This is a genomic window from Geobacillus sp. FSL K6-0789 (assembly GCF_038593135.1).
GTDB lineage: Bacteria > Bacillota > Bacilli > Bacillales > Anoxybacillaceae > Geobacillus > Geobacillus stearothermophilus.
In genome coordinates this window covers 2,704,887-2,726,082 of the sequence record NZ_CP151966.1, presented here as the reverse complement: position 1 = coordinate 2,726,082, position 21,196 = coordinate 2,704,887, and the positions used below count along the sequence as shown (strand labels likewise).

The following is a 21,196-nucleotide window of genomic DNA, read 5'->3' as shown; positions in this document are numbered from 1 at the left end:
CGTCAATGTCGGTGCAGGCGCAGCTCTATAGCGGTTCTACCAACGTGTGCATGCCTTATTTTTCATCAGCGCGCGTCAGCACCCGGTCGATAATGCCGTATTCCATCGCTTTTTGCGCTGTCATGAAGTTGTCGCGGTCCGTATCGCGTTCGATCACTTCGATCGGCTGGCCGGTGTTTTCCGCCAAAATGCGGTTCAATTTGTCGCGCAAGAACAAAATGCGCTTCGCTGCGATTTCGATTTCCGTCGCCTGCCCTTGGGCGCCGCCGAGCGGTTGGTGGATCATGATTTCACTGTTTGGCAAGGCGAACCGTTTCCCTTTCGCACCGGCGGCAAGCAAAAACGCCCCCATGGAAGCGGCCATGCCGATGCAAATTGTCGATACGTCCGGTTTGATGAACTGCATCGTGTCGTAAATCGCCAGGCCAGCTGTGATCGAGCCGCCCGGGCTGTTGATGTACAAGGAAATATCTTTGTCCGGGTCTTCCGCCGCCAAAAACAACAGCTGCGACACGATCGAGTTGGCCACTTGGTCGTCGATCGGGCTGCCAAGGAACACGATTCGGTCTTTCAATAAGCGCGAATAAATGTCGTACGCCCGCTCCCCGCGGTTCGTCTGTTCGATGACAGTCGGAATCAAATACATCCCAAAACGCCTCCTTTTCCATCCTAATGGATCAATATGTACGCCTTCATCATACACGAATGGTCAATGAAGGTCAAACAAAACGACCTTCCCCATTCTTTATAACATATTCGCGGCTAGCGGGAACATCCCTCTTTTCATCATAACCGCTTTTTTATTTTTTTAACCAGTTGCCTGTGGCGGTGGCATTGATGTGGAAGGAACAAAGGCCTGATTTTTCCTGTTTTTTTATTGCATTTTCCCCTTGCATTTTTGCACGATCCTGCTATAATAGAACATGCAACGGAACGAAATAGAGAAATCATGAACTTCCATGCCCTCGTAGTGTAGTGGATAGCACGAGAGATTCCGGTTCTCTTAGCGTGGGTTCGAATCCTGCCGAGGGCGTTCCAACGATCTGACAAGTTCGGATTGAGATTCCCAACCCCCTTGATACGACCGCGTTTGCGGTCGTTTTTCATTGCTTGCCGAGCTGGCGGCGCGGTTTTCCGCATCGGAACAAGAGATGGAACGGGGGCTGCGCCTTGTGCAGTCGCTCGACCCGCCGGGAGTCGGCGCCCGCGATTTGGCGGAATGCCTCTTGCTGCAGCTTGAACGTCTTCCTGAGCGCGACGAGCTGGCGGAAACGATCGAGGTGGCTTTCCTCCGCTCAAGTGAAAGCGATCATCCAAGAGCTGATCGCGGCGGAAGACCGACAGACGCCGCTTTCTGGCCAACAGCTTGCTGATTTGCTTCATGGCCGATACGGCATCGCCATTTCGCTCCGCACGGTCGCCAAATACCGCGAGCAGCTGCGCATTCCTTCTTCGGCGAAACGAAAGCAATACACCGGAGCTTGATGCGACCGGTGAAAGAAAGGAAGAACGCGATGCACATCCGGTTGTACACGAAGACGAACTGTCCGCTTTGCGACAAAGCGAAAGCGGTTTTGACGGAGCTGCAGGCAGACTATCGGTTTACGATGGAAGAGATCGATATTTATGAAGACGACGCGCTTCTCGAGAAATATCAGTTGATGATTCCGGTCGTCGAGCTTGACGGGGAAGAAATCGGGTATGGGATGATTGAAAAAGAAACGGTGAGAAAACGGTTGCGGCGGGCAAAAAATAGTTGAACTGCTATCGTCCTCCTGCTATAATGAAAATAGCGCGGGAGGAATTTTTTATCGATTGGCGGGACATAATATGTCATACCGGGACAAAAAACGTCCCTATGTTCTGCTAAGGGAAAGGATCGATGCAACCGTTAGTAGAGGCATTAAAAAAATTATCGCCCGACTTGCTTGACGTTATGCAAAAACGATATCAAATTTTGTACTCTATTTCGCTTATGGCGCCGATCGGGCGGCGGGCGCTGGCGGCGAGCCTCGGCATGAGCGAGCGGGTTCTCCGGTCGGAAACAGAATTTTTGAAAGGACAAAACTTGCTTTCCACCGATGTGTCGGGCATGCGGTTGACGGAGGAAGGCCAGGCGCTCCTTCATACGCTCAATGATTTGATGCGGGAAGCGCTCGGACTCAAAGAGCTGGAAGCCGCGCTGCAGGAACAGCTCGGCATTCCGCGGGTGATTGTCGTTGCCGGGGATAGCGACCGTTCCCCTTGGGTAAAAAAAGAAATGGGTAGAGCGTGTGTCGCCTGCATGAAGGAGCTGCTTGAGCCCGGGGACATCGTCGCCGTGGCCGGCGGAACGACGATGGCGGCGGTCGCGGAGATGATGACGCCGGATTCGAAGCTTCGTGATGTGTTGTTCGTGCCGGCGCGCGGCGGCCTTGGCGAAGATGTCGAGAATCAGGCGAACACGATTTGTGCGAAAATGGCGGAAAAAGCGATGGGCCGCTATCGGTTGCTGCACGTGCCTGACCAGCTGAGCGATGAAGCGTACGCGTCGCTTGTCGAAGAGCCGGCGGTGAAAGAAGTGCTTGAGCTCATCCAATCATGCCGCATGGTCGTCCATGGCATCGGTGAAGCGGTGACGATGGCCAAGCGGCGGAAGACGCCGCCTGTAGAGATGGAGAACATCATCGCCCGCCATGCGGCCGCCGAGGCGTTCGGCTACTATTTCAACGAGTACGGCGACGTCGTCCATAAAGTGAAAACAGTCGGCATTCAACTTGAACACCTCCCGCATGTCGAGCATGTCATCGCCGTCGCCGGAGGGGCGTCGAAGGCGAAAGCCATTCGCGCGTACATGAAACGGGCGCCGCACTCGATATTGGTGACGGACGAAGGAGCCGCAAAAGCGTTCGTAGGGGAGTAATCTCCCTTGCTGATACAATCCAATCGCAAGGAGGAAAATAAGATGGCAGTCAAAGTGGGAATCAACGGATTTGGCCGCATCGGACGCAACGTCTTCCGCGCGGCATTGAAAAACCCGGACATTGAAGTGGTGGCGGTGAACGATTTAACCGATGCGAATACGCTTGCTCATTTGTTGAAGTACGACTCTGTCCATGGCCGTTTGGATGCCGAAGTGTCAGTGAACGGCAACAACTTGGTCGTCAACGGCAAAGAAATCATCGTCAAGGCGGAACGCGATCCGGAGAACTTGGCGTGGGGCGAGATCGGCGTTGACATCGTCGTTGAGTCGACCGGCCGCTTCACGAAACGCGAAGACGCCGCCAAACATTTGGAAGCGGGTGCGAAAAAAGTGATCATTTCCGCCCCGGCGAAAAACGAAGACATTACGATCGTCATGGGCGTCAACCAAGACAAATACGATCCGAAAGCCCATCATGTCATCTCGAACGCGTCGTGCACGACGAACTGCTTGGCGCCGTTTGCCAAAGTGCTGCATGAACAATTCGGCATCGTCCGCGGCATGATGACGACCGTTCACTCGTACACAAACGACCAACGAATTTTGGACTTGCCGCATAAAGATTTGCGCCGGGCTCGCGCCGCGGCCGAATCGATCATTCCGACGACGACCGGGGCGGCGAAAGCGGTCGCGCTCGTTTTGCCGGAATTGAAAGGAAAGTTGAACGGCATGGCGATGCGCGTGCCGACGCCGAACGTATCCGTTGTCGACTTGGTGGCGGAATTGGAAAAAGAAGTGACGGTCGAAGAAGTGAATGCCGCGTTGAAAGCAGCAGCTGAAGGCGAGCTGAAAGGCATTTTGGCCTACAGCGAAGAACCGCTCGTGTCGCGCGACTACAATGGCAGCACCGTTTCGTCGACGATCGACGCGTTGTCGACAATGGTCATTGATGGCAAAATGGTGAAAGTCGTTTCGTGGTATGACAACGAAACGGGCTATTCGCACCGCGTCGTCGACTTGGCTGCCTACATCGCCTCGAAAGGGCTGTAAAACCAGCTTGGCGCTGAGTTTTCCGCCTGTTCAAGTCTATAATAGGAAAATGGAGGGGAGCGGGGAAATGATCCCCACTCCTTTTCCTTGTCCAAACTGTAGCCAAAAGGGGGCACGAACGATGAACAAGAAGACGATCCGCGACGTTGATGTGAGGGGAAAGCGCGTCTTTTGCCGCGTCGATTTCAACGTTCCGATGGAGCAAGGCGCTATCACCGATGACACGCGCATTCGCGCCGCACTCCCGACGATCCGCTATTTGATCGAGCACGGGGCGAAAGTCATTTTGGCGAGCCACCTCGGCCGCCCGAAAGGAAAAGTGGTCGAAGAATTGCGTTTGGATGCCGTTGCGAAGCGGCTCGGCGAGCTGCTTGAACGGCCGGTCGCCAAAACGAATGAAGCGGTCGGCGATGAGGTGAAAGCGGCGGTCGACCGTTTGAACGAAGGCGATGTGCTCTTGCTTGAGAACGTCCGTTTTTACCCTGGCGAAGAGAAAAATGATCCCGAGCTCGCCAAAGCGTTTGCGGAGCTTGCGGATCTATATGTCAACGATGCGTTCGGCGCCGCCCATCGCGCTCATGCGTCGACGGAAGGCATCGCCCATTACTTGCCGGCGGTGGCCGGATTTTTGATGGAAAAAGAACTTGAAGTGCTTGGCAAGGCGCTTTCGAATCCGGACCGCCCGTTTACAGCGATCATCGGCGGGGCGAAAGTGAAAGACAAAATCGGCGTCATCGACAATTTGCTTGAAAAAGTCGACAACTTGATCATCGGCGGCGGACTGGCGTATACGTTCGTCAAAGCGCTCGGCCATGACGTCGGCAAGTCGCTGCTTGAGGAGGACAAAATCGAACTCGCCAAATCGTTTATGGAAAAGGCGAAAGAAAAAGGCGTCCGTTTTTATATGCCGGTGGACGTGGTCGTCGCCGACCGGTTTGCGAACGACGCCAACACGAAAGTCGTGCCGATTGACGCGATTCCAGCCGATTGGTCGGCGCTTGACATCGGCCCGAAAACGCGCGAATTGTACCGCGATGTCATTCGCGAGTCGAAGCTCGTTGTCTGGAACGGCCCGATGGGCGTCTTTGAAATGGACGCGTTCGCCCACGGGACAAAAGCGATCGCCGAAGCACTGGCGGAAGCGCTCGACACCTATTCGGTCATCGGCGGCGGGGATTCGGCGGCGGCGGTTGAGAAATTCGGCTTGGCCGACAAAATGGATCATATCTCCACCGGTGGCGGCGCTTCGCTCGAGTTTATGGAAGGAAAACAGCTGCCGGGTGTCGTCGCACTCGAAGACAAATGACCCACGGCGCCGGATTTGGCGCATGGCGGCTGACTCCGCCCATTGAAAGGAAGGGTGAACGATGAGAAAACCGATCATTGCAGGCAACTGGAAAATGCATAAAACATTAGCGGAAGCGGTTCAATTTGTCGAGGACGTAAAAGGGCACGTGCCGCCGGCCGACGAAGTCGATTCCGTCGTTTGCGCGCCGTTTCTCTTTTTGGATCGGTTGGTGCAAGCGGCAGACGGCACGGATTTAAAAATCGGGGCGCAAACGATGCACTTTGCCGATCAAGGGGCGTACACAGGCGAAGTGAGCCCGGTCATGCTGAAAGACCTCGGCGTCACGTACGTCATCCTCGGCCATTCGGAGCGCCGGCAAATGTTCGCCGAAACAGATGAGACCGTGAACAAAAAAGTGTTGGCCGCCTTCACCCGCGGGCTTATACCGATTATTTGCTGCGGTGAATCGCTTGAGGAGCGGGAAGCGGGGCAGACGAACGCGGTTGTCGCCTCGCAAGTGGAAAAAGCGCTCGCCGGCTTGACGCCGGAACAAGTGAAGCAAGCGGTCATCGCTTACGAGCCGATTTGGGCGATCGGGACGGGCAAATCATCAACACCGGAAGACGCCAACAGCGTCTGCGGCCATATCCGTTCGGTTGTTTCGCGCCTGTTTGGCCCGGAGGCGGCGGAAGCGATCCGCATTCAATACGGCGGCAGCGTCAAACCAGACAACATCCGCGACTTCTTGGCGCAACAACAGATCGACGGCGCCTTAGTCGGCGGGGCGAGCCTCGAGCCGGCTTCATTCTTGCAATTGGTGGAGGCGGGGCGTCATGAGTAAAAAACCGGTTGCGCTCATCATTTTAGACGGATTTGCGCTGCGCGACGAAACGTACGGCAATGCGGTCGCTCAGGCGAACAAACCGAACTTTGACCGCTATTGGAACGAATACCCGCACACAACGCTCAAGGCGTGCGGCGAGGCGGTCGGGCTTCCGGAAGGGCAGATGGGCAACTCGGAAGTCGGCCATCTCAACATCGGCGCCGGGCGCATTGTGTACCAAAGCTTAACGCGAATCAACATTGCCATTCGCGAAGGCGAGTTTGACCGAAATGAAACGTTTTTGGCGGCGATGAACCATGTGAAACAACACGGGACAAGTTTGCATTTGTTCGGCTTGCTTTCCGACGGCGGGGTGCACAGCCATATTCACCATTTGTACGCCCTCTTGCGCTTGGCGGCGAAAGAAGGCGTGAAGCGCGTGTACATCCACGGCTTTTTGGACGGCCGCGACGTCGGCCCACAAACAGCGCCGCAATACATCAAAGAACTGCAGGAAAAAATCAAGGAATATGGCGTCGGCGAAATCGCGACGTTATCGGGCCGCTACTACTCGATGGACCGCGACAAGCGGTGGGACCGCGTCGAAAAGGCGTATCGGGCGATGGTGTACGGGGAAGGGCCGACGTACCGCGACCCGCTCGAGTGCATCGAGGACTCGTACAAACACGGCATTTACGACGAATTCGTCCTGCCGTCGGTCATCGTCCGCGAAGACGGCCGGCCGGTGGCGACGATTCAAGACAATGACGCGATTATCTTCTATAATTTCCGCCCTGACCGGGCGATCCAAATTTCAAACACGTTTACGAACGAAGATTTCCGCGAGTTTGACCGCGGCCCGAAACATCCGAAGCATTTGTTCTTTGTCTGCTTGACCCATTTCAGCGAAACGGTGAAAGGGTACGTGGCGTTCAAGCCGACGAACTTGGACAACACGATCGGGGAAGTGCTGTCGCAGCACGGACTGCGCCAGCTGCGCATCGCCGAGACCGAAAAATATCCGCACGTGACGTTTTTTATGAGCGGCGGCCGCGAAGAGAAATTTCCAGGCGAAGACCGGATTTTGATCAACTCGCCGAAAGTGCCGACGTATGACTTGAAGCCGGAAATGAGCGCCTATGAAGTGACCGATGCGCTGCTCAAGGAAATTGAAGCCGATAAGTACGATGCGATCATTTTGAACTACGCCAACCCGGATATGGTCGGCCATTCGGGCAAGCTCGAACCGACGATCAAGGCGGTGGAGGCAGTGGACGAATGCCTCGGCAAAGTCGTCGATGCCATTTTGGCCAAAGGCGGCATCGCCATCATCACCGCCGACCACGGCAACGCCGATGAAGTATTGACGCCGGACGGCAAGCCGCAAACGGCTCATACGACGAATCCGGTGCCGGTCATCGTGACGAAAAAAGGCATCAAGCTTAGAGACGGCGGCATCTTAGGCGATTTGGCGCCGACGATGCTCGATTTGCTCGGTTTGCCGCAGCCGAACGAAATGACAGGGAAATCGTTGATTGTCAAATAACGATACGAAGGAAAAGGAGTGTGTGTTCATGTCTGCGATTATTGATGTTTACGCCCGCGAAGTGCTCGATTCGCGCGGCAACCCAACCGTAGAAGTGGAAGTGTATACAGAAGAAGGCGGTTTCGGCCGCGCCCTGGTGCCGAGCGGCGCCTCGACTGGGGAATATGAAGCAGTCGAACTGCGAGACGGCGACAAAAACCGCTACCTCGGCAAAGGGGTGTTAAAAGCGGTCGAAAACGTCAACGAAATCATCGCGCCGGAAATCATCGGCCTTGAAGTGACCGACCAAGTGGCGATCGACCGCGCGTTGATTGAGCTTGACGGCACGGAAAACAAAAGCAAACTTGGCGCCAACGCCATTTTGGGCGTTTCGCTTGCCGTGGCCCGCGCGGCGGCGGACGAGCTTGGTTTGCCGCTGTACCAATACTTAGGCGGCTTTAACGCCAAAACGCTGCCGGTGCCGATGATGAACATTTTAAACGGCGGCGCGCATGCGGACAACAACGTCGACATTCAAGAATTTATGATCATGCCGGTCGGCGCGGAAAGCTTCCGCGAAGCGCTGCGCATGGGGGCGGAAATTTTCCACAGCTTAAAAGCGGTGCTGAAATCGAAAGGCTACAACACCGCGGTCGGCGATGAAGGCGGCTTCGCCCCGAACTTGAAATCGAACGAAGAAGCGCTGCAAACGATCATCGAAGCGATCGAAAAAGCCGGCTACAAACCGGGCGAACAAGTGATGCTCGCCATGGACGTTGCTTCATCCGAGCTGTACAACAAAGAAGACGGCAAATATCATCTTGAAGGCGAAGGCGTTGTGAAAACGTCGGAAGAAATGGTCGCTTGGTATGAAGAGCTTGTATCGAAATATCCGATCATCTCGATCGAAGACGGGCTCGATGAAAACGACTGGGAAGGCCATAAACTGCTGACCGAGCGGCTCGGCAAAAAAGTGCAGCTTGTCGGCGACGACTTGTTCGTCACGAACACGAAAAAACTGGCCGAAGGCATTGAAAAAGGCGTCGGCAACTCGATTTTGATCAAAGTGAACCAAATCGGCACGCTCACCGAAACGTTTGACGCCATCGAAATGGCGAAACGCGCCGGCTACACGGCTGTCGTCTCGCACCGCTCCGGCGAAACGGAAGACAGCACGATCGCCGACATCGCCGTCGCCACCAACGCCGGCCAAATCAAAACAGGCGCGCCGTCGCGCACCGACCGCGTCGCGAAATACAACCAGCTGCTCCGCATTGAGGATGAACTCGGCCATACGGCCATTTACCAAGGCATCCGTTCGTTTTACAATTTGAAAAAATAACCGATAACAGAATCATTACAGGCACCTTTCGGCTGTTTGCCAAGAAAGGTGCCTTTTTTTGCGGCGGGCGAGGATAGCAAAGGGTCGCGTCAAAAGCGCGTTATGAAGACTCCACATAGACCATCCCCTTGAGTATCGGAGGGATGTTCAAGGATGGAGTCGCCCTTGACCAACACCCGACAAAGGTGGGAAAGAATCGTCAAGGGCGGTGGAGACAAAAAGAAGGCAATCGTTTTCCCATATTACACCCATTACATACACAGTGATTGAATATTGGGTCTTAGGGATTTCAAACAAATCGGCGAATCATTTGGGCAACAAGCTTGTCACTTCTTTGTTCTGGTAAAGTTCTTTTTCATCTTCCGTACAACAATCAATACACTTAACTATTTTGAGAAGATCAATTTTGATTTGATTATATTTTTTAATTTTCTTGCAAATATTTCCCATGATTTCACTCTCATACTTAAACAATCACATCTTTGTCTCTAGAAGGCCGGTGAAAAACGAGGATACTTGAGAAATCGACGAAGCTGAATGAGAAACAAAAGCACGTTTTATCAAGGTTTCTGAATTTGAGAAAATATAGGTTTTACCTCGTTGCTAAGTAAATCACCGGGCTCCTAGAGATAAGTTGAAATTCCTTTTGAAGCTTCTTACTTCTTGTTTGTAGAAGAGCTTAAAAAACCAATGGGGACTGATAAAATAATGGAAGGTGAAATCGCACCCGAAGCCTGGTATGAGGGATGCTTAGTTTCCTATGGTTCTGGTAATGAAAAATATTGTTACCAAAATTACTTTGGAGCTAAGTGTAGAAGTGGAACACCAATTAACGCATTAGACCGATGCTGCCAAGCTCACGATCGTTGTTGGGCTAATTTTGGGAAAGGAGACGATGGTTGCGATTACGAATGATATCTCTGTGCATACGCTACTTATGATCCGGACTGGTGGATGGTTGTCGAGTTTGGATTATTGTGCTCGCAAGGAAAATTAGGTAGCATTTTCTAAATGTTTTTATGAAAAGAGAAGGTCTATTCCAACCTTCTCTTTTCGTGCTCTTATCCTCCCATAACACGGGCTAAATAATAATAAAAACTCCAAAGACCTAAAGAACTAAGGCTACTTAACAAGACAGCAAGCGATAAAAATAGGTTGGCATTGGATTCCTTTCTATAACGAACTAGAAACATAATGGACAGGATGATACCAGCAACGAAAAAGGGTAGCCATACCAGCCATAAAGAACCGAAGGGGAACCCGGTATCTATGAGGTAACCCACTATAAAAACAAGATTGATAAATAAAATTACAGGAAGACAGGCGTGTTGATTATCCAATAAAATCCAAAGGGTATAGAAAAAAGAGCACCTTTCCTGTAGAATGTGAGTAACGACACAAACAAACCCAGGAGGTGCTCTCTATGAACAAGCATACCACACTCCCGAATTTGATGCAAAAACTTGTTTCGGATGAAGAGATTCAACTGATTGCCGAAGCGGTTGGGTATCGTGATTCGTCTCGAACCTTTACGTTGCGCGAGTTGATTCACTTCTTCCTGCTGGCCGCCATGCATCAATGGAAAAGCTTTCGCCACGGAGCCGATGTGGGGCCTCTGTATGGATTGCCGCGATTCCATTATTCAACTGTATCCAAGAAAGCGAAAGAAGTTCCCTATGACATCATGAAACGCTTGTTGGCGTTGATCATTTCCAAGTGCAACCGCCAAACCCGCCGTTCGCTTCGGTTTCCCAAACCGCTTCGGGTGGTGGATTCGACGACCGTCACGGTCGGGAAAAACCGCCTCCCATGGGCTCCGTATCACGGCGAACGCGCCGGAGTGAAGCTGCACGTCGCGTATTCGCCGGAATCCTCGTTGCCGGCAGACGTGGTGGAAACCATCGGACTGCGTCATGATGGCCCGGTGGGAGAACAGTTGACGAACGCTCAACAAGTGCTCGTGGAAGACCGGGCGTATTTCAAAATCGAACGCCTCGATCGATTTGTGGAGCAGCATCAGCTCTTTGTCATTCGGATGAAGGACAACATCGAACTTCATCAGAAAAAAAGCTTGAAACGCCTTTCCAGCACATCCTCATCGGTTCAAGCCGACTTCACGTGCCAGTTGGGAACGAAACAATGCCGCTCCACCAAGCGTCACCGGGTGGTGATCTTTCGAGATGCGAATGGCCGCGACATTCGGGTCGTGACGAACCTCTTCCATGCGTCTGCGGAAACCATTGCCGACATGTACCAACAACGTTGGACTGTTGAGGTCTTTTTCCGTTGGGTGTAAATTATCACTTTATTTCGGAACAAAAGAGACATTTTTTTGCACATTCCTTCAGAAAGCCCTCTCCCCTTTTCTGAAAGAATGTGCTAAATTTTTTGTGAATTATTTCGGAAGAGAAAATCCATCGGTTCATAGGAGGGGGAGGAGGACGTGATTCAATTTCATGACTTTGGCATTGACGTTCAAACGTATGCAGAGCGTGGAAAAGAAAACGACTTCCCTCTTCTGAAAAAGTGTCCGCATTGCCGGGCCAAGCGCCCGTTGCACCGCCACGGTTACTATGAGCGAAACGCATTGACCCCACATGGCGATTATCGCATTTGGATTGTCCGGTATCGCTGTCGGGAATGCTTGAAGACGGTGAGTGTGCTGCCTTCCTTTCTCCTCCCGTATTTTCAGTATACGTTGTCCGCCATATGGCAAGTCGTGAAAGAGCAGTTGGGATTGACCGAAAGGACGAACCAGGCTCCGTTTCTCCCGACAAAGGACGGCATCATCTTTTATGTCCGACGGTTCTGCCGAAACCTATCAAGCCTTCATAGCTTTTTTGCGAGGCGGTGGAGGATCATAGGCCCTATCGTGAAAAAAGAAAAGGAACGGGCTTCTTGGTGGATCCAGACGTTAGAGGAACACGGTCTTGATTCGGCCATCAGAGAGATGTGGGAGGGCGGATTCCGACACCCTTTTGCGAATTAAATGGGATCCTGATTTTACATACATACCCTAAATTGGAAATAGTTTCGGTTCCCACAAACCTTTCCTATCGACGGAGAAAAAGCAATTCGGTACGATAAGGGCAGGAGGACCGGAACGGTCCTGATTCCAAGTGAGACCAGGAGGAGATTTGAATGAATGAGTCGATGAGACACGACATTGCCCTGTTTCGGTACGGGCTAATCGCTCCGTTGGTGAATGGGCAGGTGGAACCGAAGACGTATCTGAAAGAGGTGAGCGAGCGAGTGCACCATGTTCCCCACCAGGGAGACAAACGAATCGCAGCCAAGACGATCCTCGATTGGTGCACCCGATACAAAAAAGGGGGCTTTGACGCCTTAAAGCCGAAGCGCCGTTCGGACCGCGGCCACTCAAGGCGTCTGTCGCCCGATGATGAGGATCATATTTTAGCCCTAAGAAAAGAACATCCCACCATGCCCGTGACGGTGTTCTACGAACACCTGATCGAGCAGGGGGAAATCCCAGAAAATCATACCTCTTACTTTACTATATACCGATTGTTGAAAAAACACAACCTGGTGGGAAAAGAAATCTTGCCGATGCCGGAGCGAAAGCGTTTTGCGTATGACCAGATCAATGAGCTATGGCAAGGGGACTTATCCCATGGACCCACGATTCGCGTCCATGGGAAAGCCCAGAAAACGTTTTTGATCGCGTATATCGATGACTGCTCGCGGTTAGTGCCATATGCCCAATTTTTCCCTTCGGAGAAGTTTGACGGGCTGCGGATCGTCACGAAGGAAGCGGTGCTTCGTTGCGGGAAGCCGAAACGCATTTACTCGGACAACGGGAAAATTTATCGGTCCGAGGTGCTGCAGTATGCGTGCGCCGAGATGGGGATTACACTCATCCACACCCAGCCGTATGACCCGCAAAGCAAGGGAAAAATCGAACGGTTCTTCCGCACCGTACAGACACGGTTTTATCCACTGTTGGAGCTGAATCCGCCGAAATCGCTTGACGAGTTGAACGAGCGTTTTTGGAAGTGGCTTGAAGAGGAGTATCATCGAAAACCGCACGCCTCACTGGACGGAAAAACGCCGCATGAGGTGTTTCAATCGCAAGTGCATCTCGTGTCGTTCATCGAAGATGGCGATTGGCTGGATGCGATTTTTCTGAAACGGGAGCACCGCAAGGTGAAAGCCGATGGCACGATCACCCTGAATAAACAGCTATACGAAGTGCCGCCTCGGTTCATTGGGCAATCGATTGAGCTCCGCTATGATGAACGGGGCGTCTATGTGTACGAAGATGGAAGGAAGGTGGCGGAGGCCGTTCGGGTTCGTTTGGAGGACAACGCCTATGTAAAACGCCATCGGTCCCCGTTTGCGGCGATTCCGGCGAAGGAGGGAGAACACGGTGTATAAATCGTTTTACTCCCTTTCGCGGGAGCCGTTTGCGAAAGAAACAGACCCGTCCGAGGCGTATCAAGGGGCGTCATTTCAGGAAGCGTTGCGGGCGCTGGAGTACGTGAAACGAACCCGGGGGATCGGGCTGTTGATCGGAGAGCCGGGGGCGGGCAAGACGTTCGCCCTTCGGGCGCTGAAAGAGTCATTGAATCCATCATTGTATCATGTCGTCTACTTTCCGTTATCCACCGGAGGCGTGATGGATTTTTACCGTGGACTGGCCTTGGGATTAGGAGAGGAACCGAAGTACCGCAAGGTAGACCTCTTCCGCCAAATCCAGCAGGCGATCGAGCGATTGTATCATGAACGGCGGATCACGCCGGTGTTCATTTTGGATGAGATGCATTTAGCGAAGGATGCATTTTTACAGGACATCGCGATCTTGTTCAACTTTGAGATGGATTCGACCAACCCATTTGTCTTGATTTTGGCCGGGCTGCCCCATTTACAGGGGAAGCTGCGGCTCAATCAGCACCGCCCTCTCGACCAGCGGATCATCATGCGATACCGGATGGGGCCGCTGGAGAAGGAAGAGGTGGCGGGCTACATCGAGCATCGGATGAAACAGGCCGGGGCGAAGCATCCGATCTTCACCCCATCGGCGTTAGAGGCGATTGCCCTGCAGTCGCGGGGATGGCCTCGGGTGATCAACACGTTGGCCACGACGTGCCTGTTATACGGGTATCAGCTGAAAAAGGACGCCATTGACGAAGAAGTGGTGCGCATGGCCGCAGAGGAAATGGGGTATTAGCACGAAAGGGGCCGAATCGGCCTCTTTTGTGCTTTCTCTTTTCCATAGGTCCATCAGGCGCGCTGGAAATCTTCATCTGAAAGAGCGTGCAAACGTTCCGAAAGAATGTGCAAAATCTGGAACAATCCGCAAAAATTTTGCACATTATTTCCGAATCCGCCTGAAATAATTTGAAAAAGGGATTCTGAAATAATGTGCTAATTTACACGTTGGGTGAAGCAATATCTGAATGTCCCGACCTTGTTTGGCACGACGGAAAATGCGGTATACAACCAACTGTTTGCGGCGTTCATCGCGTATGTGTTGCTGCGATGGCTGTATGATCAAACCAAAAAACAGACGAACGTCTCTCTTTCCTTCATTTCGTTCGTTCGCCGTTTTTTCTCTGGGCAGCTTCCTCTCGATTGGAAATCCGGGATGGCCGCTGCTTTGTTTGAGTATGCCCAAATTTATGGAAGGCGTATGTATAATTTTGGATAATCAACACTCGTGACAGGAAGAATTATTTTCTTCATTTACACTTTCACCTTTTACTGGAAAATGGATTGAACAAAATCTTTTATATAATTTTAACAAAATATAGAAATGTTTTAAATAGTTGGCTCTTCACCAAAAGTTGTACTTGATTTTTTCTGAACTCTATTTACGCTTGTAAGGGAAAATCAACAAATCCGTGATTTTTTCAAATCTTTGTGCAGGAAGCTGTATTGCTTGTCAAGTACATGTTGTGGTGAAGAGCCAAATAGTTTTTTTATCTGTAGATGAGTATTTTTCATTATAATAATTTCCATGTCATAAGAGGTAAACAGGGTACTCCTTAGGCGACATGGAGCTGTTTTTTGATCGCATCAATGGGAATATCTTGCTTCGCAGCGTTATCAATGAACTCGACGATGCTGTGGCCTTTCCGCGATCGAAGCAACTCCAGCCCAGCGGAAAGGGTTTGTTGGGATTCGGCAATGCTGTACACGCAGGCTAAAGCACCACTGCCCCATACCGTTTCACCGCCCGAACATGGCGAACGCGGTATCCATCTAGCTTCAGTTGCTCTTTCGCCTGCTGGAAAGCGCATTCGCTCGTTCAACGCTGGGCATCGTAACGCGAGATGTCTTCGTCGCTAAGCTCCCGATCGGTGCTCAAGAAGACACGGAGATGGTCCGGAGTCATCGGCTGATCCGCCTTCTAAGCCAGCAGCACCACCGCGTCATCGAGGCCATGGATCGACCCCTCATAGCGATACACGCGGTAACGCTCCTGACCCACCGTGACGAGGCGGGGGCTTGAGGCTTGATATAGCGGGCCAACGACTTGGTTTGGATGGCGATGCCTTTCGGATCAAGAATCCGGTTCGTCTTGAGCATGGCGATGACATGGAATCCCTGTTTCAGGCAGGCTTCGATGAGTTCCTTGGACGGATACCATGAATCCATAAGCACATACATCGGACGAGCCCGTTTCCCTTTGAACAAGGAAAGCATCTCGATTGCCAGGTCCATTTTGCTGGTTTCCACCTTTTTGTCATACAAGTGGAACGCGAACGGAAACGCTTGCGTGAAGGTGTGCACCATCAGCCAAACGAGCGAATGCCCCCAGACCATTTGATGATCTTTATGGGAGTCATGACAATCACATCCTTGAATGACGTGCGTTGCCCGTGACGAAGGCTTCGTTTTTTGGCAAATCGTATCATCCATCGAAAGGAAAAGGGGCTGATTGGGGTCCGTTTGGCCAGGCGTTCGATCTGGGGAAGAACCCGTTCTTGAAGCTTCTCAAACAGCCTTTCCTCGTTCCAAGGGCTTTTCGTGAAAATGAGTTTGCTTTTCGAAAAGGGCATGACTACGGAGTGGCGATCATGGATGCCGGGAGAAGTGTATGCCAGTGAAGCAGGAAAGAACAGGAAGCCATTGGACGTGCATGGACTCATGTGTGTCGTGAGCGATTGGGTCCCAAGCGATGAAAAAAGCGATTCAAGGGGTTTGCCCAGAGACGACACATGTGGTGGATTATTTTCATGTCATTCAGCTGTTTACCGATGTGTTAGAACGTTGTCGCAAATATGTGGACAAAGGGGGGCAAGAAACACGGAAATGTTCGTTACGTTTGCCGGTTATTGAGCTAATGCCTAGAGAAGTTGACGGAGGAAGAACGTCAAATCATAGGAGAATGGTGTAACGAAAGCGATGTGATTATTATGTGTTATAGTTGGAAGATATGGAATGGATCGTCCATTTCTTTAACTAATGAGCATCCATGATGCTAGGATTGGCATCATGGATCTGTTTTTAGGGGATGATACGTATTTCTTAGTTTATCGGCTGAAACAGACGCCAACAACATCATCACAGCGGAATATACATGGGACGCATTGGGCCACCCGGTCACGATGACGAAAGGCGGAGCCACTTACTACTATCATTTGAACGGTCATGGAGATGTCGTGGCATTGACGGACGCAAGCGGAAATGTCGTTGTCCAATACGAGTATGACGCATGGGGCAACATTGTGAACCGGCGCGCTGGCATTGGCGGCAGTCCGGGAAATCCGTATACATTGGGGGCTTGAGTTTGATACCATGCATGGAGTGACTTAAACAAAATGTTTTTGGCGTGATCGCGCCTCGAATCATCTCCTTCATGGTGTTCACTGCTTCGGCTGCGGCTATCTTTACTTTTGTACATGGGCGAGGCATCTCTCTTTTCGAAGCGGCATGAGCACCTCTCATGCGGGTGCAAAACGATGGACGTGGGAGGGGTGGTGGTTTATAATATTTCTTGAATCATTTGAATATTCAGTAGGTATGGGGATGGAGCGAACCGTTGTTGAAACAAGGTACGGACGGTTGCGCGGGGAAATGAATGAAGGCGTTTTTGTTTGGAAAGGAATTCCGTACGCGAAAGCGCCGGTCGGTGAGCGCCGGTTTTTGCCGCCGGAGCCGCCCGATGCGTGGGATGGGGTGCGGGAGGCGACATCGTTCGGTCCTGTCGTGATGCAGCCGTCGGATCCGATTTTCAGCGGATTGCTCGGGCGGATGAGCGAGGCGCCGAGCGAAGACGGGCTGTACTTGAACATTTGGTCGCCGGCGGCGGATGGGAAGAAGCGCCCGGTGTTGTTTTGGATTCACGGCGGCGCCTTTTTGTTCGGTTCGGGTTCTTCGCCGTGGTATGACGGGACGGCGTTCGCGAAACACGGCGATGTCGTTGTCGTGACGATCAACTACCGAATGAACGTGTTTGGCTTTTTGCATCTCGGTGATTCGTTCGGCGAAGCGTACGCGCAAGCCGGGAATCTCGGCATTTTGGACCAAGTGGCGGCGCTGCGCTGGGTGAAGGAGAACATTGCGGCGTTTGGTGGTGATCCGGACAACATCACGATTTTCGGTGAATCGGCCGGAGCGGCGAGCGTCGGCGTGCTGTTGTCGCTTCCGGAGGCCAGCGGGCTGTTTCGGCGCGCCATGTTGCAAAGCGGTTCGGGATCGCTTCTTCTCCGTTCGCCGGAGACCGCGATGGCGATGACCGAACGCATTCTTGATAAGGCTGGCATCCGTCCGGGCGACCGCGAACGGCTGTTGTCGATTCCTGCCGAGGAGCTGCTGCGGGCGGCGCTGTCGCTCGGTCCAGGGGTCATGTACGGTCCGGTGGTGGATGGCCGCGTATTGCGCCGCCATCCGATCGAAGCGCTCCGCTACGGGGCGGCCAGCGGCATTCCGATTCTCATCGGCGTGACGAAAGACGAGTACAACTTGTTTACCTTGACGGATCCGTCATGGACAAAGCTTGGCGAAAAGGAACTTCTTGACCGAATCAACCGGGAAGTCGGGCCGGTGCCAGAAGAGGCCATCCGCTATTACAAAGAAACGGCGGAGCCGTCGGAGCCTACTTGGCAAACGTGGCTTCGCATCATGACGTACCGCGTATTTGTCGAGGGGATGCTGCGGACGGCGGACGCCCAAGCGGCGCAAGGGGCGGATGTGTACATGTACCGCTTTGACTATGAGACGCCGGTGTTCGGCGGCCAGCTGAAAGCATGCCACGCGCTCGAGCTGCCGTTTGTGTTTCACAATCTCCATCAGCCGGGCGTCGCGAATTTCGTCGGCAACCGGCCGGAGCGCGAGGCGATCGCCAATGAAATGCATTACGCTTGGCTCTCGTTTGCCCGCACCGGAGACCCGAACGGTGCTCACTTGCCGGAAGCGTGGCCGGCGTATACGAACGAGCGCAAGGCGGCCTTTGTCTTTTCGGCCGCCAGCCATGTCGAGGACGACCCGTTCGGCCGCGAGCGGGCGGCATGGCAAGGACGCTAGAAGATTTGATTCGTGAGGGAGCACCGCCGTCTGCGGAAAAAATGGAGCTTCGGCCTCTCTCCGCTAAACCAACAAAGGAACGGCCAACCGCCGTTCCTTTTTATTCGTTCGCCCCTCGGGAAGGAAGCCCGAACTGTTCCGCGAGCGCCGGGTCGCGGTCGATGGCCTCGATGAGCTTGCGCATGACGTTGATGTCAAACGTAAAGTTCGCCCCGATCGGCGAGGTGACGAAAATTTTCCCTTCCTTTGCCTCGCGCGCCCGTTTGAATTGATAGCCGTCAATCGCGATGACGACTCGTTCGTCCGGTCTTGCCATTGAAGTCCCTCCAGTCGTTGCCGATTTGCTTTCTATTGTAACGCATTTCGGCTGCGGACGACAATGATCATACCGCGCCCGAGGCATGGAGCGTCAAGCAGATGGAGGATGAAACGTTCCCCCATCTATGCAAAGGGGTAGAGGCAGGGAATTTTTTTGGCCCCCGCCCTCCGATTCAGCTGTCTTGCAAAGACAGGAAACGCAGTCTTTCCTTCAACACCGTTCCATTCTTCCGTTGCCTCCAGGCCGATCAGATCAGGTCAGATACGTTGCGATTTTTGCCAGGCATTCGTCAATGATTTCATCGATTTCCTCCATTTGAGCATCTTCTGGCTTGTATTTTTTTAAAACTTTTAGATGAGGGGCTTTCCAATCTAATGTTTCACAAAAATGTTTCACAAAAAAGATCCATGGGCAATGGTTTGCCCTCCACCCAGGGATGAAAATCCCCCTTTTCTTCCCATAATGAAGAATAGGCGCAAACAGTTTAACAGGACGTTATACTTAATGGTGGCTTGGACCCTGTACAGAAAAGTGTTTGAATCCACTGGGTGCACCACCCATTGTCCGCCCTTTCCTGTGATAGAGGAAAGGTGACGACGAACGGAAAACTGCCGCATTTCTCCCGTGGATTCGCTGTTTGCGCACTCGATCATCGAAAAGGAGGATTTTCATCATGGATGTCATCTATCCTCGCTGCGCAGGATTGGATGTTCATGCCGAAACCATCGTCGCCTGCGCGCTATGGGAAGAAGATGGACACATTCAAAAGGACATTCAAACCTTCTCCACGTTCTCGAAAGGACTTGGCGACCTGCTTGAGTGACTCGAAGACCATGGGGTCACCCATGTCGCCATGGAATCCACCGGCGTGTATTGGAAACCGGTCTTCGCCTTCCTCGAGGGCTATGTCGACTTGACACTGGCCAATCCGCAGCGGATCAAAAATGTCCCGGGAAGAAAAACCGATGTCTCGGACGCCGAGTGGATCGCCAAGCTGCTCCGCCATGGACTCGTTGAAAAAAGTTTCGTCCCCCCAGCGGATATTCGCGAATTGCGGGATTTTACCCGCCTCCGCAAAAAGTGGGTCGGACAGCTGACTTCGGAGAAAAACCGGATTCAAAAAGTGCTCGAGTCTTCCAATGTCAAACTCGGCTCGGTCCTCTCCGATCTCTTCGGCGTTTCCGGAAAAGACATCCTCGCCCGGCTGCTCGAGAAGGGATACGTGGACAAGGACGAGTTGGATGAATGCCTGCGCGGAAGGCTCAAAACGAAAAAGCAAGCGGTGTACGATTCGCTGCTCGGCACCTTGACCGAACACGAGCTCCGTCTCCTTCGCCTCTTGTGGAAACACGTTGAGGAATTGGAGCGGCTCATCGAAGAAGTCGACCAACACATCGACCGCCTGCTCGAGCCGTATCGCGAGGAAGTGAACCTGCTGATGACCATGCCCGGAGTGAAAAAACAAACCGCCGCCGTCATCATCGCCGAGATGGGAACCGACATGAGCGTCTTTGAAACGCCGGAACGGGCGGCTTCATGGACTGGATTGTCCCCCGGCAACCATGAAAGCGCCGGAAAGCGAAAGAGCACGCGCACGACAAAAGGCAATCCCCATCTCCGATCAGCGTTATGCGAGGCGGCATGGTCAGCAGCTCGATCCAAGACGCATCCCTTGTCCCGAAAGTTTTGGTCGTTGGCGGCCCGGTGCGGGAAGAAAAAAGCCCTCATCGCCATTGCTCGGCGGATGTTGGTGATCATCTTTTGCATGATCTCCCGCAAAGAGCCGTTCCGCCAACCACAACTTATTTAGTCTAGCCAAAAGGCAGACAGGTTATACGAGATGCCTAAAATCGGGCACCTCTGCTTTCCTATTGCCTTTTTTGGCCATTTTCAGTATACCCTCACGGATCAGGAGCGTATACCGCACTCACCAAGTGGTGGGGATTTTCACGGAAAAGATCCATGGGCAGCACGCTTTGCCCTCCACCCAGGGATGAAAATCTCGCGTCAGTCCTGCATTTTCACGGAAAAGTTCCATGAGCAATTTTTGCTCTCCACCCGGGCATGAAAATGACCGCTGAAGGCGCATGTATTTTCACGGAAAAGTGAATTTGTGCCTTTCGTCGTGTTGAGACAGGCCCGCCAGTTGCCGCCAACGGCGATCTATGGTATAATGAAAGTATTGCAATGTCGGTCGTTGGAGGTGTCAGGCATGCATGCCTTGCTTGTGACGCTGCTTGTCATTGTGTCGATCGCGCTGATCGCGGTGGTCTTGTTGCAGTCGGGCCGCAGCGCCGGGCTGTCGGGGGCGATTACCGGCGGCGCCGAGAAATTGTTCGGGAAGCAGAAAGCACGCGGGCTCGATGCGGTGTTTCAGCGCGTGACGGTTGTGTTGGCCGTTTTGTTCTTTGTGTTGGCGATTCTTGTTGTTTATGTCCAACCATCATAAGCAAAAAAC

15 protein-coding genes, 1 tRNA gene and 6 pseudogenes are annotated in these 21,196 nt (G+C 52.7%); 19 read left to right on the top strand and 3 right to left on the bottom strand.

The features are described 5' to 3' along the window. Window positions 1–55 precede the first annotated feature (55 nt). Window positions 56–646, bottom strand: coding sequence for an ATP-dependent Clp endopeptidase proteolytic subunit ClpP (clpP, locus tag NSQ51_RS14580; protein WP_049625145.1), 591 nt, complete (start codon window positions 644–646; stop codon window positions 56–58). A gap of 315 nt (window positions 647–961) precedes the next feature. On the opposite strand from clpP, the gene NSQ51_RS14575 reads away from it, so the two are divergent. The 14 genes and pseudogenes from NSQ51_RS14575 to NSQ51_RS14510 all read left to right on the top strand — a co-directional run. After that, window positions 962–1,033, top strand: a tRNA-Arg gene (locus NSQ51_RS14575). 76 nt (window positions 1,034–1,109) lie between these two features. Next, a pseudogene (locus tag NSQ51_RS14570) lies at window positions 1,110–1,485 on the top strand (RNA polymerase factor sigma-54); the annotation flags it as partial. A 29-nt stretch (window positions 1,486–1,514) separates the two neighbouring features. Then, window positions 1,515–1,760: a glutaredoxin family protein gene (locus tag NSQ51_RS14565; protein WP_033015078.1), complete on the top strand. Its 246-nt coding sequence runs from the start codon at window positions 1,515–1,517 to the stop codon at window positions 1,758–1,760. Window positions 1,761–1,882: 122 nt separating this feature from the next. Then, window positions 1,883–2,902 carry a sugar-binding transcriptional regulator gene (locus NSQ51_RS14560; protein WP_033015080.1) on the top strand — a complete coding sequence of 340 codons (1,020 nt, stop codon included), beginning with the start codon at window positions 1,883–1,885 and terminating at the stop codon, window positions 2,900–2,902. Between the two features lie 42 nt (window positions 2,903–2,944). Continuing rightward, complete coding sequence (gene gap / locus NSQ51_RS14555) at window positions 2,945–3,952, top strand: type I glyceraldehyde-3-phosphate dehydrogenase (protein ID WP_033015082.1); 1,008 nt, start codon at window positions 2,945–2,947, stop codon at window positions 3,950–3,952. A 121-nt stretch (window positions 3,953–4,073) separates the two neighbouring features. Further along, window positions 4,074–5,258, top strand: a complete 1,185-nt coding sequence (locus NSQ51_RS14550) for a phosphoglycerate kinase (RefSeq protein ID WP_033015089.1) — start codon at window positions 4,074–4,076, stop codon at window positions 5,256–5,258. Between the two features lie 61 nt (window positions 5,259–5,319). Next, window positions 5,320–6,081, top strand: coding sequence for a triose-phosphate isomerase (gene tpiA / locus NSQ51_RS14545; RefSeq protein ID WP_033015090.1), 762 nt, complete (start codon window positions 5,320–5,322; stop codon window positions 6,079–6,081). Next, a complete protein-coding gene (gene gpmI, locus NSQ51_RS14540) occupies window positions 6,074–7,609 on the top strand; it encodes a 2,3-bisphosphoglycerate-independent phosphoglycerate mutase (RefSeq protein ID WP_121649999.1) in 1,536 nt (511 codons plus the stop codon). The genes tpiA and gpmI overlap by 8 nt, the downstream gene beginning before the upstream one ends. A gap of 28 nt (window positions 7,610–7,637) precedes the next feature. After that, window positions 7,638–8,930, top strand: coding sequence for a phosphopyruvate hydratase (gene eno / locus NSQ51_RS14535; RefSeq protein WP_049625149.1), 1,293 nt, complete (start codon window positions 7,638–7,640; stop codon window positions 8,928–8,930). Between the two features lie 1,423 nt (window positions 8,931–10,353). Beyond that, window positions 10,354–11,223: pseudogene (locus NSQ51_RS14530) on the top strand (IS4-like element IS5377 family transposase); the annotation flags it as partial. Window positions 11,224–11,373: 150 nt separating this feature from the next. Continuing rightward, window positions 11,374–11,919, top strand: a complete 546-nt coding sequence (locus tag NSQ51_RS14525; RefSeq protein WP_049626302.1) for a DUF6431 domain-containing protein — start codon at window positions 11,374–11,376, stop codon at window positions 11,917–11,919. A 152-nt stretch (window positions 11,920–12,071) separates the two neighbouring features. After that, window positions 12,072–13,325 (top strand): IS481 family transposase, encoded by a 1,254-nt coding sequence (locus NSQ51_RS14520; RefSeq protein ID WP_342462693.1) that lies wholly within the window; start codon window positions 12,072–12,074, stop codon window positions 13,323–13,325. Further along, window positions 13,318–14,118, top strand: coding sequence for an AAA family ATPase (locus NSQ51_RS14515; protein WP_064213564.1), 801 nt, complete (start codon window positions 13,318–13,320; stop codon window positions 14,116–14,118). Before NSQ51_RS14520 ends, NSQ51_RS14515 begins: the two co-directional genes overlap by 8 nt. A gap of 207 nt (window positions 14,119–14,325) precedes the next feature. Further along, window positions 14,326–14,598: pseudogene (locus NSQ51_RS14510) on the top strand (IS4 family transposase); the annotation flags it as partial. Between the two features lie 337 nt (window positions 14,599–14,935). On the opposite strand, the pseudogene NSQ51_RS14505 reads toward NSQ51_RS14510, so the two are convergent. Beyond that, window positions 14,936–15,925, bottom strand: a pseudogene (locus NSQ51_RS14505) (transposase); the annotation flags it as partial. On the opposite strand from NSQ51_RS14505, the pseudogene NSQ51_RS14500 reads away from it, so the two are divergent. From NSQ51_RS14500 to NSQ51_RS14490, 3 genes and pseudogenes are all read left to right on the top strand, one after another. Further along, a pseudogene (locus NSQ51_RS14500) lies at window positions 15,908–16,306 on the top strand (transposase); the annotation flags it as partial. The pseudogenes NSQ51_RS14505 and NSQ51_RS14500 sit on opposite strands and share 18 nt — an antisense overlap. A 195-nt stretch (window positions 16,307–16,501) precedes the next feature. Next, on the top strand, window positions 16,502–16,681 hold the full coding sequence (locus tag NSQ51_RS14495) for an RHS domain-containing protein (protein ID WP_121625796.1): 180 nt from the start codon (window positions 16,502–16,504) through the stop codon (window positions 16,679–16,681). A 241-nt stretch (window positions 16,682–16,922) separates the two neighbouring features. Then, window positions 16,923–18,419 carry a carboxylesterase/lipase family protein gene (locus NSQ51_RS14490; RefSeq protein WP_049625299.1) on the top strand — a complete coding sequence of 499 codons (1,497 nt, stop codon included), beginning with the start codon at window positions 16,923–16,925 and terminating at the stop codon, window positions 18,417–18,419. Between the two features lie 100 nt (window positions 18,420–18,519). On the opposite strand, the gene NSQ51_RS14485 is transcribed toward NSQ51_RS14490, so the two are convergent. Further along, window positions 18,520–18,735: a hypothetical protein gene (locus NSQ51_RS14485; RefSeq protein ID WP_033015115.1), complete on the bottom strand. Its 216-nt coding sequence runs from the start codon at window positions 18,733–18,735 to the stop codon at window positions 18,520–18,522. A 676-nt stretch (window positions 18,736–19,411) separates the two neighbouring features. Between NSQ51_RS14485 and NSQ51_RS14480 the strand changes: the two are divergent. Together NSQ51_RS14480 and secG are read left to right on the top strand one after the other, a co-directional pair. Then, window positions 19,412–20,548, top strand: a pseudogene (locus NSQ51_RS14480) (IS110-like element ISGka2 family transposase). A 402-nt stretch (window positions 20,549–20,950) separates the two neighbouring features. After that, on the top strand, window positions 20,951–21,187 hold the full coding sequence (gene secG, locus NSQ51_RS14475) for a preprotein translocase subunit SecG (RefSeq protein WP_033015116.1): 237 nt from the start codon (window positions 20,951–20,953) through the stop codon (window positions 21,185–21,187). Window positions 21,188–21,196: the final 9 nt, after the last annotated feature.